Source organism: Colwellia sp. RE-S-Sl-9 (assembly GCF_048296855.1).
Classification (GTDB): domain Bacteria; phylum Pseudomonadota; class Gammaproteobacteria; order Enterobacterales; family Alteromonadaceae; genus Pseudocolwellia.
Window position 1 is genome coordinate 2,958,372 of record NZ_CP182631.1, and the last position, 13,724, is coordinate 2,972,095.

The following is a 13,724-nucleotide window of genomic DNA, read 5'->3' on the forward strand; positions in this document are numbered from 1 at the left end:
TTCATGTCTGAACAGGAAATAGAATTCAAGGGAACTAACTTCACCCTTTCCGTTATACGCATCGAAAAAAACGATTTAACGTTATTAGATTCCCAACTAAAAAATAAAATTGCGCAAGCGCCTCAGTTTTTCAAATGTGCTCCCGTTGTTGCTGATATTAGTGAAATTGAAACGTTTTTTGATTTTACAGCCCTCAAACAAATTATCGAAAATAATAATTTTGTACTTGTTGGTATATGCGGTCATACATCTCCTGAGCAAAAAAAAGCAGCACAAGATGCTGGCCTAGCCATAGTTAACAAAGGCTCTGCGCTACAAAATAAACGTACAGAAATTCAAAAAACACAACCAGAAGTACAAACTCCTGTTGAAACAACCGTTATTGAAAATACCCCAACAAAAATTATTAAAGGCCAAATTCGTTCTGGCCAACAAATTTATGCTAAAAATACAGACCTCATCATTATGGGCTCTGTAGGTAATGGGGCTGAAGTTATTGCTGATGGCAACATTCATGTATACGGGACTATCCGCGGTAGAGCTATTGCGGGTGCAAGCGGACAAAGCGAAAGTAAAATATTCTGTCAAAACTTACAAGCTGAACTGGTGTCTATTGCCGGTGTTTACATGCTAAACGAACAACTAACTGAGCATGCAAATTTACCGCAATGTATTCAAGTTGAAGATCAAAAAATTGTATTTAACCCATTAAATTAGAAAAACTAAGAAAGGAAAAATCATGGCTAAGGTTATCGTTGTGACCTCAGGTAAAGGCGGAGTTGGTAAAACAACTTCTAGTGCTGCAATAGGCACAGGTCTAGCTATAAAAGGCTTTAAAACCGTAATTATCGATTTTGATATTGGATTACGTAATTTAGATTTAATTATGGGTTGCGAACGTAGAGTAGTTTATGACTTTGTTAACGTGATTAAAGGTGAAGCAACACTTAATCAAGCCTTAATTAAAGACAAACGCACGCCAAATCTATCAATACTACCTGCGTCACAAACACGTGACAAAGACGCGCTAAATAAAGAAGGCGTTCAAAAAGTATTAGATGATCTTGCTGAAGCTGGCTTTGAATATATTGTATGCGACTCACCAGCAGGTATTGAAACGGGCGCAATTATGGCGCTTTATTTCGCTGACGAAGCCATAGTAACAACAAACCCTGAAGTATCATCAGTACGAGATTCAGACCGTATTTTAGGTATGTTAGCAAGCAAATCACAACGTGCAGAACAGGGCAAAGAGCCCGTTAAAGAACATCTATTATTAACACGCTACAACCCAGAGCGTGTAACACGTGGCGATATGCTAAGTGTAGAAGATGTATTAGACATTTTAGCAATTCCATTACTTGGCGTTATTCCTGAGTCACCTGCTGTATTAAAAGCATCTAACTCAGGTTCTCCTGTTATTCTAGATACTGAAAGTGATGCTGGCCTTGCATACGGAGACGCTGTAGATCGTTTAATTGGTGAAAAAGTTGAATTCCGTTTTATAGAAGAAGAAAAGAAAAGCTTACTGCGCCGCTTATTTGGAGGTTAAACATGTCTCTTTTAGATTATTTTCGAAGTAAAAAAACTACGCAAACCGCTCAAACAGCGAAAGAGCGACTTCAAATTATTGTTGCTCACGAGCGTGGACAACGTAATAGTCCTGATTATTTACCTGCAATGAAGCAAGATATTATTGATGTTATCCGTCGATATGTACCCATTGATTCAGATCAGGTCACGGTTAATCTAGACAATAAAAATGATAATTTAAGCGTATTAGAACTCAACATTACTTTACCTGACGATAAACGCTAAACATCGAACATTAAGTAAAGATTCTAATACCGTTAGAATGATTAAGGGGAGTTAACTCCCCTTTTTTATGCGCAAAATTGACTATAAAACATTCATTAAAAGTTGAGCCAGATCAATACACAATAACAATGGAGGAATACACTTAACATTAAAGAACAGCAAGTAAACAAGGATATATAATGACGTTACAAAAACATGATCTACACCACGAATTCCCTGAATACAGTAAAGAAATCCATCATTTAAAAATGACGAACAACCACTTCGCTAAACTCTTTAACGAATATCATGAACTCAATAATGAGGTTGTTAAAATTGAGCAAGGAGTCGAAAATACCTCTGATGAGTATTTAGACCAACAAAAAATCAAACGTTTAAGCTTAAAAGATGCGTTGTTTGCCATCATTAAAAAAGAGCAGGTCTCTGCTTAAATATCTTATTTAAAGAGGAGCCACCGTACTCCTCTTTACTTTAATTAACAGTATTTACTGACAAGTTTTATACAAAACATGCTCAAGTAAAGCGCTGTTTATATCCACTAAAGGATGATTAAACGTAATCCCCGTATTTTCCATTCCAATACGCTGCATAACTTTCTCTGATGGCTTATTTACCTTAGCCGTAAAAGATACCACTTCGGTAAGTTTTAACTCATTAAAAGCAAATTCAAGTGACTTTTTAGCAGCCTCTGTTGCATAGCCATTATGCCAATATTGACTATCGAAACGCCAACCAATTTCAACAGCGGGTGAAAACGGTAAGCATTCAGGTGTTTGTTTCAAACCCGTAAAACCAATAAATTGATTGCTCTGTTTTTCTTCAACCGCCCAAAAGCCCCAACCTTTCTCATCAATAAAACCAGCGAGTTTATTTGCTATAGCGTTACTCTCATCTTGAGTTAATAGCCGAGGGAAGTATTTCATCACCTTTGCACAGGCGTTCATTTGTGCAAAAGGCTTAAAATCGCTAGCGCGCCATTGCCTTAACAATAGTCTTTCGGTATGAAGTTCAATAGGATATAGCATACGTAAACTGAGTTTAAAAAATGTAGAAAGCCTTATCTAATAACAACTTAACTTATAACAATTAAGCAGCTATTAAATAAGACTCTTGGCCTTTATTCGAAAATTTAGCTTTACGTTGATATGCACCTTTACCTTTTTTAGGTTGAACAATTTGCTGTTTATAAAGTTTAGAAGTAACCATAGCAGCTAAAAAATTATCTTTGATAGTGCCTCGTCCTAACTCAACTTGAGCTTTATTGGTTTGTTTTTTACTTTTCATTTTATTTCTCTTTTAGTTTAAATTTAATACAAAAAATGCGCGCGTAGTAACCTCGGTTATTACGCGCGCATTCTAGGCGCATAGTTTTAAAAAAGCTATAATAATTTTTAACTATTAGATGTAAGCGAAAGCATCCGCAAACATGTTGTCTTTATTGACTCCGCGCGCAACAAAGTCATCTCTTACTACCCCTACCATTTCAAAGCGGCCAGCAAGATAAATATCGTAATCTTCTAGGTTTTTAATATCATTCATTACCACTTTATGAACCATACCTACTTTGCCAGTCCAGTCATCGTGTGGTGTTTCAACTACCGTATGAAACTCGCCTTCATTTAGCTTAGCGATAATGGCAGCTGATTCGTCTAATTCATAACAAGCACTAGGTTCACGAAGACCCCAATATACGACTACTTTTCTTGAAGACTGTTCTTGAGATAAGTACTCAAACATAGATTTGATATAAGAAAATCCTGTACCACCAGCAATTAATAATAAAGGTTTAGTACTTTCTTCACGTAATTGCGCATTACCCAGTGGTAATTCAACTGTGACTTCTTGATTATTTTTAATATGTTCGATCACTTGCATAGGGTAGCTATCTGCAGAAAAAGCACCTATTTGTAATTCAATCAATTCGTTATTTGGTGAACTTGCGATAGAAAAAGGTCGCTTGTCATCATCACTCAAGACAAAATTTAAATATTGCCCCGGCATAAAATTTACTGCTTGTTCAGGTTTTAACAAAACCTTATATACATAGGGAGTAAGTGCTTCTAATGAAGCGACCTGGCACTTAATTACATTCATTTGTTAAACCTTAACCACTTAAAATACTCATATCATTAATAATTTTTTTGATGAAATCAGTATAGAATCTATAAATAATGACCTTAGTCACTTATGTGTTTTTTTCTTCGTTTGTATCGCCGAATATATTTAGCTCATCCCATAAGCCATCAACTTCGTCTTTAATTGCTTCTGTCATCACGATAGGTTCTCCCCATTCGCGATTGGTTTCACCTGGCCATTTGTTGGTGGCATCTAATCCCATTTTAGAACCTAAACCAGAAACTGGAGAGGCAAAATCTAAATAGTCGATAGGTGTGTTTTCAATCAGCACGGTGTCACGGCTTGGATCCATGCGTGTAGTCATAGCCCAAATCACATCTTTCCAATCTCGCGCATTTATATCGTCGTCACACACAATAACAAATTTAGTGTACATAAATTGACGTAAGAATGACCAAACGCCCATCATGACACGCTTAGCATGACCCGCATATTGCTTCTTGATGGTTACTACAGCTAAACGATACGAACAGCCTTCTGGCGGTAAGTAAAAGTCTTGAATTTCAGGAAATTGCTTTTGTAAAATAGGCACAAATACTTCATTTAAAGCTACACCTAAAATAGCAGGCTCATCAGGCGGTCTACCTGTGTATGTACTATGGTAAATAGGATCTTTACGATGCGTAATATGTGTTACCGTAAATACTGGGAAATTGTCCACTTCATTGTAATAACCGGTGTGATCACCATAAGGACCTTCAGGCGCTATTTCATCAGGATCTAAATAGCCTTCCAATACAATTTCGGCAGTAGCAGGTACTTCTAAATTATTACTAATACATTTGGCTACTTCTGTTTTACTGCCTCGTAACAATCCAGCAAAAGCATATTCGGACAAGGTATCAGGTACTGGAGTTACTGCGCCTAAAATAGTAGCAGGATCAGCGCCTAAAGCGACAGATACAGGAAACTTTTCACCCGGATGTTCTTTTTTCCATTCTTGAAAATCTAATGCACCACCACGATGAGATAACCAACGCATAATTAGCTTATTTTTACCTAATAACTGCTGACGATAAATACCGAGGTTTTGGCGTTCCTTATGAGGGCCACGTGTAACTGTTAAACCCCACGTAATAAGTGGAGCAACATCGCCAGGCCAACAAGTTTGAATAGGTAAAGCTGTTAAGTCTACATCATCACCTTCAATAACAACTTGCTGACAAAGTGGCTTTTTAACCACTTTAACGGGCATATTTAATACTTGTTTATATACAGGTATTTTTGATAATGCGTCTCTAAAACCTTTTGGCGGTTCAGGCTCTTTTAGCATCGCCAACAACTTGCCCACATCTCTTAAAGCATTTACATCAGGTTGCCCCATAGCTAAAGCGACACGCTCTGGAGTACCAAAAAGGTTTGTTAATACGGGAATGGTATGACCCACAGGATTTTCAAATAATAGTGCCGGACCACCTAAGCGTAATGTTCTATCACTTATTTCGGTCATGGCTAATTCAGTCGATATCGGTTTAGATATACGTTTAAGTTGACCTATTTTTTCTAATTGCGCTATAAAGTCGCGCAAGTCACTGTATTTCATAGAAATAAACTTATAGTAAAGAGTGAGCTATTTAAAAACGAAAACGCCAGCATTGATTGCTGGCGTATTAACAAATGAATCAGTGTTATTTTCTTTTCATTGAATCGAAAAACTCATTATTTGTTTTGGTCATGGCCAGCTTATCAATCATAAACTCCATAGCATCAATCTCGCCCATTTCATGAACTATTTTGCGTAAAATCCACATTTTTTGTAGTTCATCAGGCTTAGTGAGTAATTCTTCACGACGAGTACCACTGCGGTTAAAGTGAATCGCTGGGAATACACGTTTTTCAGCAATTTTACGAGAAAGATGTAATTCCATATTACCCGTACCTTTAAACTCTTCGTAAATAACTTCGTCCATTTTAGAACCCGTATCTACAAGAGCAGTAGCGATAATAGTTAAACTACCACCTTCTTCAATTTTACGAGCCGCACCAAAAAATCGTTTCGGGCGATGTAATGCATTGGCATCAACACCACCAGTAAGGATTTTACCTGACGAAGGAATTACCGTGTTGTAAGCACGTGCTAAACGGGTAATTGAATCTAATAAAATAACAACGTCTTTTTTATGCTCAACTAAACGTTTAGCTTTTTCAATTACCATTTCGGCTACTTGAACGTGACGACTTGCTGGTTCATCAAAAGTAGAAGCGATAACTTCGCCTTTAACCAAGCGTTGCATTTCAGTTACTTCTTCCGGACGTTCATCAATAAGTAATACCATTAATTCGCAGTCAGGATTATTGTGGGCAATACTTTGCGCAATATTTTGTAATAAAAGCGTTTTACCTGCTTTAGGTGGAGCAACAATCAGTCCACGTTGACCTTTACCTATAGGTGAAGCTAAATCTAAAACTCGTGCTGTAATATCTTCTGTAGAACCATTACCACGTTCCATGGTTAAACGGCCGATAGGGTGGATAGGAGTTAGGTTTTCAAAAAGGATTTTATTGCGAGTGTTTTCAGGACGGTCAAAATTTACTTCGTTAACTTTTAAGAGGGCAAAATAACGTTCGCCGTCTTTGGGTGGTCGAATCTTTCCGTGGATACTATCACCTGTACGCATACTAAAGCGTCTAATTTGACTCGGTGATACATATATATCGTCTGGTCCAGCTAAGTACGATGAGTCAGCAGAACGTAAGAAACCAAATCCATCTTGTAGTATTTCTAGTACGCCACCGCCAAATATATCTTCACCACTTTTGGCATGTGATTTTAAAATAGCAAAAATAATATCTTGTTTACGAGTGCGAGCTAAGTGCTCTAATTTCATTGATTCGGCTAATTCAACCAATTCACTGATTGATTTTTCTTTAAGTTCGGTAAGATTCATATTAGGAGGTTCTTAAACTAGTTTTACGTTGTGATACACAATGTATTATGCGATAAACGATTGGGTTGGAGTTGTTAAGGTATTCTTGAAGAACAAATTTAGCACTATTTTGTAAATAGGTAAAGGAAGATCCTATTTATCGTTCTATTTTTTGAATATTATAGTAAAAAATTAAATATATCGTGCTTTTTATCACTTTAAAGACTTCAATACTATTTTTTATTAACCAACGAACCTGTTAAGCTAGCGCCATGAAAAAAACACACTTATCAGAAATAAAGTTCTCAGAACTTGATCTTGCGCCGCAAGTAATAGAAGGCCTCAATCAAATGGGGTTTGAATACTGCACATCCATTCAAGCTAAGTCCTTGCCTGTATTAGTAAAAGGTACTGACATTGCAGGCCAAGCACAAACAGGCGAAGGTAAAACTATTGCCTTTTTAGCGGCAACATTCCACACCTTACTCACTAAACCTAAACCTGAGCATAATCAGCCTCGTGCTTTGATCATGGCTCCAACACGTGAATTAGCCATACAAATACACCGAGATGCTATAGAAATGGCAAAAGCGAGTGGCTTAAAAGTAGCAGTTGTTTACGGTGGTGAAGGTTACGAATCACAACGCCAAGAATTAGAAAACGGAGTTGATATTCTTATTGGTACTTGTGGTCGTTTACTCGATTACTTAAAACAAGGGATATATAACTTAGGCAATATTGAAGTTATTGTACTTGATGAAGCAGATCGCATGTTTGATTTAGGCTTTATTAAAGATATCCGTTATATGTTCAATAAAATGCCTCCGGCAACTGAACGTTTAAGCATGCTATTTTCAGCAACACTTTCTTTTAGAGTAAAAGAATTAGCATTCGAACATATGAATGATCCTGTTAGCGTTGAAGTAGAACCTGATCAAAAAACCAATATTCGCATCTCTGAAGAGCTATTTTATCCTTCAAATGAAGATAAAATGCGATTATTACAAACTTTACTTGAAGAAGAGTGGCCAGAAAAAGCCATTATATTTGCGAATACAAAACACGTTTGTGAAAGATTACATGCGCACTTAGATGCTGATGGTATACGTGTTGGTTTATTAACAGGTGACGTACCGCAAAATAAACGCTTAAAAATTCTTGAGCGATTTACAAATGGGCAATTAGACGTGTTAGTTGCAACTGATGTTGCCGCGCGTGGTTTACATATACCACTAGTAACCCATGTTTTTAACTACGACTTACCTGACGATTGTGAAGATTATGTTCACCGCATAGGTAGAACTGGTAGAGCTGGAGCTTCAGGACAAGCGATTAGTTTTGCTTGTGAAGATTCAGTATTTAACTTACCCGCAATTGAAACTTATATAGAACATTCACTACCTGTAAGTAAATATGATCCAGAATCATTAATTACAGACTTTCCAACACCAAAACCAGTGATTCGTCGTCATAAACCGCATAATGGCGGTCAAAACAGAGGACGTTCACAATATAATAAAGCTCGTAGAAGTTAATTATTTATGACAATGTCTCCTTTATATGCCGTTCTTGATTTGGGTTCTAACAGTTTTCATATGTTAATAACCCGATTAGTTGCTAATAGTGTACAAACTGTAGATAAAGTTAAAAGAAAAGTACGTTTAGCATCAGGATTAAACCATAAAAATAAACTCAGTAACGAAGCTATGTTACGCGGTTTAGAATGTTTACATTTTTTTGCTGAACGCCTACAAGACATACCTCCTGATAATATTAGAATTGTTGCCACTGCGACGCTAAGGTTAGCAACTAACTCACAAGAATTTATTGATAAAGCAGAAAAAGTACTGGGCCGTAAAATTATAGTGCTCTCAGGCTTACAAGAAGCAGAGAATATTTATCTGGGTGTTGCTCATACAAGTGCGAGTGAAGACAAAAGACTGGTTTTAGATATAGGTGGGGCCAGCACAGAACTCATTGTTGGCAACGCGTTTGATGCCATTAAAGTGTCTAGCGTAAATATGGGCTGTGTTACATTTAACCAGCAATATTTTATTGGTGGCGAGCTATCAAAAAACAATATGGATAAAGCCAAAGAGGAAGCTAAGAAAATATTAGCGCCTTTAGCTGATGAATATAAAAATATTGGTTGGCAATCAGTTTTAAGTAGTTCAGGTATTATTCAAGCCCTCGCTGAAATTCTTAGAGCTAATCACCAACCCGCTATTATTGCCCTGTCTTTTTTATATTCTTTAGAGAGTGCATTAATTAATAGTAAAAATATTGATAATGTTTCTATTACTGGCTTAACCCTCGATAGACAACCGGTTTTTGCAAGTGGTTTAGCCATTCTTATTGCCGTATTCGAAGCTTTAGATATAACAGAGTTACAATTATCAAGCGGTGCACTACGCGAAGGATTATTGTACGAAATGCTCCCTAACATGCGCCAAATTAACATTAGACAGCGCACGGTAAACTCCCTTGCTGAACGATTTCACGTCGATAAAGAACATGCTTCTCGCGTATCAAAACAAGCACAAGTTATTTTTGATAGCTTTAGTGAACACTTGCCATTAAAAAAAGATAACAGCTTTAAGTTATTATTGGCGAGCTGCGCATTACATGAAATTGGTTTATTACTCGAATTTAAAAACCAACAAGAGCATGGCGCTTATATAATAAAAAATGCCGACTTACCCGGATTTGACCAAATTGATAAACAACTGCTCGCGACCTTTATCCAACTGCAAAAATCTAATATTGATTTGAGTAAGTTAAAAGAACAAACAGCCACGAACTACAAAAATGCGTGTTATTTATTGATTATATTGAGATTGGCGATTATTTTTTGTCAAAGACGAAATGACAATGAACTTCCAACTATCACCACCAATATTTGTAATCGAAATATCTCTCTGCGTTTACCGCAAAAATGGTTAAAGTCTCACCCGTTGATGATTGATGAATTAACACAAGAAAGCTTATATTTAGGGACTTTAGGCGTATCGTTAAGTTTATTAGATGATCTCAATTTAGAATAAAAAAAGAAGATTTTTGATGAAATAGGTATAGCACCTGTTTTATTATAAAATTAATAGCTATAACGCAAAAATCAAGTTGCTCTTTCGAGGAACTTGCTCTAGAAATTTATGTCATTTTCCGTTAGCGAATTTGAATCGCTGGGGCAGTATTAATTTCACCGTCAGATGATATAGTAGCGGCATTATTGTCACATAATAAAACTGCTGTACTACCATCTTGTTGTTCTCGAATGTAAGCCAGATCATAACCAAATTGAGTTAAGCTACTAGCAGCAAACTTTTGTGCTAATGATAACTTGTCCCATAGAGTAGATTGATCTTCTACACTTACTCTCCTTTCTAATAACGCCTCCCTTTCTAAAATCGCCTGCATAATTAACCTCTTTACGATAAAACAAGAAAAGTTTTTTCTTCACGTTCGCAACCGTACTCTAGATTAATTCGTTATGCAACTGTTTAAATTTCAAGCTAACAAGTAACTTACTCATTATTAACATTTTGTTAACAATGAGTATTTGTATGACGTCATTTAAATAAAAACTTATTATAAAATTTAAAAACACTACGTATAATCATTACATTATTTAAATATGGGTTTATAGATTATGGGTCAAGTATTAACAGAATTAGTCTCCTTACTCCAGCTAGAAAAAATTGAACACGGTATTTATAGAGGTCAATCTCAAGATCTCGGCTTTAAGGCCCTTTTTGGTGGTCAAGTTATGGGACAAGCCGTATCTGCAGCGCAGGAAACGGTTACAGAAGATAGAGTCATACATTCACTACATTCATACTTTTTAAGAGCAGGTGATGCAAATAAAGCCGTTGTTTACGAAGTAGAAAACCTACGAGATGGTAAGAGTTTTAACACCAGAAGAATTAAAGCAATTCAAAATGGTAAACCTATATTTTATATGACCGCATCATTTCAAGTGGCAGAGAAAGGGTTTGAACATCAAGATCTTATGCCAAGCGTGCCAGGACCTGATGACGTTAAGTCGTATAACGATTTTATTTTTGATCATCAAGAATACATACCTGAAAGTATTCGCGGGAAATTTTTAGCCGAGAAGCCCATCGAAGTTAGACCCGTGCAAGAATACAACTGGGTGCATCCAGAAAAGTCAGATCCACTTTGCCAAATGTGGATAAAAGCAAATGGTTCGTTGTCTGATGATCCACGCACACACTTTTGTATGCTAGCTTACTGTTCCGATTTCCAGTTTTTAACCACGTCTTTAATGCCTCATGCTGCTAGCCATTGGCACCCTAACTTTCAAATAGCTTCAGTTGATCACGCGATGTGGTTTCATCGCCCTTTTAAAATAGATGAATGGTTGCTGTATTCTACTGATAGCCCGTCGGCTTGTGGTGGAAGAGGTTTAGTGAAAGGACAAATCTATAATCAAAAAGGTGAGTTAGTTGCATCCACGATGCAAGAAGGTGTGATAAGACAACGCTAGTTGTCTCAGTGGTTACTTGTAAAATAATAAGTAACCACATTTATTTAACTTTAATCTTTATCGACAATTTTACGCCAGTCATTACCAGTAGGATGTTGAAAAATACGCAAGCCAAATAATGGTGCCATGGCAAAAATATGATCAAAAATATCCGCCTGAATAGCTTCGTATCTTGCCCAATTTTGATCATTACTAAAACAATAAAGCTCTAATGGAATACCCGATTCTGTTGAGGCTAATTGCCTGACCATACAAGTCATTTCACGATGTATTTTAGGATGTTGATTTAAGTAAGCTGTAATATAAGCTCTGAATGTACCAATATTCGTTAATTGTCTGCTGTTATTTATATCATTAGGGTCTAAGTTTAAAGCTAAACAAGCTTCACTAATTTCTGCTTTTTTTTCTGCTAAATATTGGGTCAATAACTTAATTTTAGCCAACGCTTCTAATTCATTGCTTTGATAAAATTTAACACTGCCAATATCGATAATAACGGAACGCTTAATACGTCGACCACCCGAATGTATCATACCTCGCCAATTTCTAAACGAACCACTAATCAGCGCATAAGTCGGAACTGTAGTTATCGTATTATCAAAGTTTTTTACTTTTACTGTATTCAGGCCTATTTCTAGTACATCACCATCGGCTCCATACGTTGGAAGTTCAATCCAGTCACCAGGCGCTACCATTTTATTCGCTGATATTTGAATACTAGCAACTAGCCCTTTAATGGTGTCTTGAAACACCAATAACAGTACGGCTGTTAATGCACCTAAGCCACTCAATAAGTAAAAAGGAGATTTACCTAAAATAAAAGAAATCGCTAAAATACTCGCAACTAAATAAACAATAAGTTTAATAACTTGTATCGAAGAGTTTAAGGGTAAATATCGCTCTCTCGCTGTTCGGGTGTATGAGCTTTTAATCACATTTAATAATGAATCAATACAACGAGCTACCTGAAAACTAATAGCTATTTTTGCAAAAGTTAAAAAGAAATGTCCGAGTAAACTTTCAGGATCTAAAAAATGAGGAGTTAAAAACCACAAAAATAAGAAAGGAGTTAATAGAGCAATACGAGAAAAAACATTATGCTCAAGCAATAAATCATCCAATGTATTTTTTGAATGCTCTACTATTTTATGGATCATCACCAACAACTGGTGCTTTGACAGATAATAACTGACGCCACACAAAATAAAAATAAGTGCCGTACCTACCCAAGCTGTTGCATAAGGAAGATATTCTACACCTACGTTTTGTTTAACCAACCAAGCACTTATCATTTCTATCATAAAACAACCTTGTTTAAATTTTGAATGATGATTTTATTTTTTATTTAACATGGAAAATGTTGTGTCTTTATCTTCCCACATTTGATTCACATATTTTTGAAAACTAATCTTAAACGCGCGATCATTAAAGTAATCACCCTTTAATTCTGACGCCACATCAGTTGTTTCAATGTTTACTCTGACTTCTTTCACATTACCACAAACAAAATCATAAAAGCTTGGAATACCATCAGGGTAAACAATAGTAATGTTAACTATTTTCGTTAAATGCTCGCCCATGGCATCAAGTACAAAACCAATACCGCCTGCTTTAGGTTTGAGTAAATGCTGGTAAGGTGATTTTTGTTTTTTATGTTTTGCAGAAGTAAATCGCGTACCTTCAATAAAACTCATGACACTAACTGGCTTATATTTAAACTTTTCACACGATTTACGCGTGGTTTTTATATCTTCACCTTTTAAATGAGGATTCTTTTTCAAAAAAGCTTGGCTATGTCTCTTCATAAACGGGAAATCAAGCGCCCACCATGCGATCCCTAAAAAAGGCACATAAATCAGTTCTTTTTTTAGGAAGAACTTTAAAAAAGGTATTTGTCCGTGAAGCACTCTTTGTAGAATTAATATGTCGACCCAACTTTGATGATTACATAACACTAAGTACCATTCACGCATACTTAAGCCATTCAACCCCTCAGTTTTAATGTCTACACGATAAAATAATTTTTGGTTCACCGTATTAATAGCAACCCAATTACTGGCCATTTGATCTAATAAATAACTGAAAAATGTACGCGAAATTTTAAGTGGAATAAGAGCTTTTAATAAAGAAAATATAATAATTGGGATCAACCAAAACAATGTATTAATTACATACATTAAGAAGGAAAAAACACAAATAATAATAGACGGTAAAAAATTTAACATAATCTTACTCTACGTAACCTTAAACATACTTTAACTAAACAAAATCAAATCAATCAATAAGCACTAATTTTAAGCACTTAGCCTTCAATATACTTTCTTTGAAGTGTATACACATTCAATCAAATAATAGTTTATATAATTTTCATGATTTTAACCAACAATAAAGGCTTT

General features: G+C 35.9%; 15 protein-coding genes. 7 read left to right on the forward strand and 8 right to left on the reverse strand.

Annotated elements, in window-relative coordinates; genetic code table 11:
- The first annotated feature begins 3 nt into the window (after window positions 1–3).
- The 4 genes from minC (at window position 4) to ACM9HF_RS12740 (ending at window position 2,249) form a co-directional block, all read left to right on the forward strand.
- Window positions 4–717 carry a septum site-determining protein MinC gene (minC, locus tag ACM9HF_RS12725; protein ID WP_473608969.1) on the forward strand — a complete coding sequence of 238 codons (714 nt, stop codon included), beginning with the start codon at window positions 4–6 and terminating at the stop codon, window positions 715–717.
- A 22-nt stretch (window positions 718–739) separates the two neighbouring features.
- The gene (gene minD, locus ACM9HF_RS12730; protein ID WP_077339932.1) at window positions 740–1,552 is read left to right on the forward strand and encodes a septum site-determining protein MinD; all 813 of its coding nucleotides are present in this window, start codon (window positions 740–742) and stop codon (window positions 1,550–1,552) included.
- 2 nt (window positions 1,553–1,554) lie between these two features.
- Window positions 1,555–1,818 (forward strand): cell division topological specificity factor MinE, encoded by a 264-nt coding sequence (minE, locus tag ACM9HF_RS12735; RefSeq protein WP_077339931.1) that lies wholly within the window; start codon window positions 1,555–1,557, stop codon window positions 1,816–1,818.
- 179 nt (window positions 1,819–1,997) lie between these two features.
- Window positions 1,998–2,249, forward strand: coding sequence for an HP1242/YdcH family protein (locus ACM9HF_RS12740; RefSeq protein ID WP_473608979.1), 252 nt, complete (start codon window positions 1,998–2,000; stop codon window positions 2,247–2,249).
- Window positions 2,250–2,303: 54 nt separating this feature from the next.
- Here the strand turns inward: ACM9HF_RS12740 and ACM9HF_RS12745 are convergent, their stop codons facing one another.
- The 5 genes from ACM9HF_RS12745 to rho form a co-directional block, all read right to left on the reverse strand.
- Window positions 2,304–2,843 carry a GNAT family N-acetyltransferase gene (locus ACM9HF_RS12745; RefSeq protein WP_473608983.1) on the reverse strand — a complete coding sequence of 180 codons (540 nt, stop codon included), beginning with the start codon at window positions 2,841–2,843 and terminating at the stop codon, window positions 2,304–2,306.
- A gap of 61 nt (window positions 2,844–2,904) precedes the next feature.
- Window positions 2,905–3,102: an alternative ribosome rescue factor ArfA gene (arfA, locus tag ACM9HF_RS12750; protein WP_473608987.1), complete on the reverse strand. Its 198-nt coding sequence runs from the start codon at window positions 3,100–3,102 to the stop codon at window positions 2,905–2,907.
- Between the two features lie 114 nt (window positions 3,103–3,216).
- Window positions 3,217–3,912 carry an NAD(P)H-flavin reductase gene (gene fre / locus ACM9HF_RS12755; protein WP_473608989.1) on the reverse strand — a complete coding sequence of 232 codons (696 nt, stop codon included), beginning with the start codon at window positions 3,910–3,912 and terminating at the stop codon, window positions 3,217–3,219.
- A 91-nt stretch (window positions 3,913–4,003) separates the two neighbouring features.
- Window positions 4,004–5,497 (reverse strand): 4-hydroxy-3-polyprenylbenzoate decarboxylase, encoded by a 1,494-nt coding sequence (gene ubiD / locus ACM9HF_RS12760; RefSeq protein ID WP_473608992.1) that lies wholly within the window; start codon window positions 5,495–5,497, stop codon window positions 4,004–4,006.
- Between the two features lie 85 nt (window positions 5,498–5,582).
- Window positions 5,583–6,842, reverse strand: a complete 1,260-nt coding sequence (gene rho, locus ACM9HF_RS12765; protein WP_077339925.1) for a transcription termination factor Rho — start codon at window positions 6,840–6,842, stop codon at window positions 5,583–5,585.
- A 251-nt stretch (window positions 6,843–7,093) separates the two neighbouring features.
- Between rho and rhlB the strand changes: the two genes are divergently transcribed.
- Both rhlB and ACM9HF_RS12775 read left to right on the forward strand, forming a co-directional pair.
- Window positions 7,094–8,356, forward strand: a complete 1,263-nt coding sequence (rhlB, locus tag ACM9HF_RS12770) for an ATP-dependent RNA helicase RhlB (protein WP_473608999.1) — start codon at window positions 7,094–7,096, stop codon at window positions 8,354–8,356.
- Window positions 8,357–8,362: 6 nt separating this feature from the next.
- On the forward strand, window positions 8,363–9,865 hold the full coding sequence (locus tag ACM9HF_RS12775) for a Ppx/GppA phosphatase family protein (protein WP_473609003.1): 1,503 nt from the start codon (window positions 8,363–8,365) through the stop codon (window positions 9,863–9,865).
- 121 nt (window positions 9,866–9,986) lie between these two features.
- Here ACM9HF_RS12775 and ACM9HF_RS12780 read toward each other — a convergent pair whose 3' ends face one another.
- The gene (locus ACM9HF_RS12780) at window positions 9,987–10,238 is read right to left on the reverse strand and encodes a hypothetical protein (RefSeq protein ID WP_473609006.1); all 252 of its coding nucleotides are present in this window, start codon (window positions 10,236–10,238) and stop codon (window positions 9,987–9,989) included.
- A 232-nt stretch (window positions 10,239–10,470) separates the two neighbouring features.
- On the opposite strand from ACM9HF_RS12780, the gene tesB reads away from it, so the two are divergent.
- A complete protein-coding gene (gene tesB, locus ACM9HF_RS12785; RefSeq protein WP_473609009.1) occupies window positions 10,471–11,328 on the forward strand; it encodes an acyl-CoA thioesterase II in 858 nt (285 codons plus the stop codon).
- A gap of 50 nt (window positions 11,329–11,378) precedes the next feature.
- Here tesB and ACM9HF_RS12790 read toward each other — a convergent pair whose 3' ends face one another.
- Together ACM9HF_RS12790 and yihG are read right to left on the reverse strand one after the other, a co-directional pair.
- Window positions 11,379–12,629 (reverse strand): mechanosensitive ion channel family protein, encoded by a 1,251-nt coding sequence (locus ACM9HF_RS12790; RefSeq protein ID WP_473609014.1) that lies wholly within the window; start codon window positions 12,627–12,629, stop codon window positions 11,379–11,381.
- Between the two features lie 33 nt (window positions 12,630–12,662).
- Entirely contained in the window at window positions 12,663–13,553 is an 891-nt protein-coding gene (gene yihG, locus ACM9HF_RS12795) for a 1-acylglycerol-3-phosphate O-acyltransferase, YihG family (protein ID WP_473609017.1), read from the reverse strand.
- Window positions 13,554–13,724: the final 171 nt, after the last annotated feature.

Bases quoted from the DNA above. Each gene is read 5' to 3' on its own strand.
- ACM9HF_RS12745 (WP_473608983.1), bottom strand. From the start codon at position 2,843: ATGCTATATCCTATTGAACTTCATACCGAAAGACTATTGTTAAGGCAA.
- tesB (WP_473609009.1), top strand. From the start codon at position 10,471: ATGGGTCAAGTATTAACAGAATTAGTCTCCTTACTCCAGCTAGAAAAA.
- rhlB (WP_473608999.1), top strand. From the start codon at position 7,094: ATGAAAAAAACACACTTATCAGAAATAAAGTTCTCAGAACTTGATCTT.
- ACM9HF_RS12780 (WP_473609006.1), bottom strand. From the start codon at position 10,238: ATGCAGGCGATTTTAGAAAGGGAGGCGTTATTAGAAAGGAGAGTAAGT.
- ACM9HF_RS12740 (WP_473608979.1), top strand. From the start codon at position 1,998: ATGACGTTACAAAAACATGATCTACACCACGAATTCCCTGAATACAGT.
- minE (WP_077339931.1), top strand. From the start codon at position 1,555: ATGTCTCTTTTAGATTATTTTCGAAGTAAAAAAACTACGCAAACCGCT.
- ACM9HF_RS12775 (WP_473609003.1), top strand. From the start codon at position 8,363: ATGACAATGTCTCCTTTATATGCCGTTCTTGATTTGGGTTCTAACAGT.
- ubiD (WP_473608992.1), bottom strand. From the start codon at position 5,497: ATGAAATACAGTGACTTGCGCGACTTTATAGCGCAATTAGAAAAAATA.
- ACM9HF_RS12790 (WP_473609014.1), bottom strand. From the start codon at position 12,629: ATGATAGAAATGATAAGTGCTTGGTTGGTTAAACAAAACGTAGGTGTA.
- rho (WP_077339925.1), bottom strand. From the start codon at position 6,842: ATGAATCTTACCGAACTTAAAGAAAAATCAATCAGTGAATTGGTTGAA.
- arfA (WP_473608987.1), bottom strand. From the start codon at position 3,102: ATGAAAAGTAAAAAACAAACCAATAAAGCTCAAGTTGAGTTAGGACGA.
- minC (WP_473608969.1), top strand. From the start codon at position 4: ATGTCTGAACAGGAAATAGAATTCAAGGGAACTAACTTCACCCTTTCC.
- yihG (WP_473609017.1), bottom strand. From the start codon at position 13,553: ATGTTAAATTTTTTACCGTCTATTATTATTTGTGTTTTTTCCTTCTTA.
- fre (WP_473608989.1), bottom strand. From the start codon at position 3,912: ATGAATGTAATTAAGTGCCAGGTCGCTTCATTAGAAGCACTTACTCCC.
- minD (WP_077339932.1), top strand. From the start codon at position 740: ATGGCTAAGGTTATCGTTGTGACCTCAGGTAAAGGCGGAGTTGGTAAA.